Source organism: Shewanella sp. ZOR0012, assembly GCF_000798835.1.
Lineage (GTDB): Bacteria > Pseudomonadota > Gammaproteobacteria > Enterobacterales > Shewanellaceae > Shewanella > Shewanella xiamenensis.
Window position 1 is genome coordinate 1 of the sequence record NZ_JTLE01000045.1, and the last position, 349, is coordinate 349.

At 53.0% G+C, this 349-nt stretch carries 1 rRNA gene; it reads left to right on the forward strand.

Going from position 1 to position 349, the window contains the following annotated elements:
* Positions 1-349 (forward strand): 16S ribosomal RNA (locus L976_RS01395); the annotation flags it as partial.

Consider the following 349-nt stretch of genomic DNA (forward strand, 5'->3'; position numbering starts at 1 on the left):
GGGAAACCCTGATGCAGCCATGCCGCGTGTGTGAAGAAGGCCTTCGGGTTGTAAAGCACTTTCAGTAGGGAGGAAAGGTTGTAAGTTAATACCTTGCAGCTGTGACGTTACCTACAGAAGAAGGACCGGCTAACTCCGTGCCAGCAGCCGCGGTAATACGGAGGGTCCAAGCGTTAATCGGAATTACTGGGCGTAAAGCGTGCGCAGGCGGTTTGTTAAGCGAGATGTGAAAGCCCCGGGCTCAACCTGGGAATTGCATTTCGAACTGGCAAACTAGAGTCTTGTAGAGGGGGGTAGAATTCCAGGTGTAGCGGTGAAATGCGTAGAGATCTGGAGGAATACCGGTGGC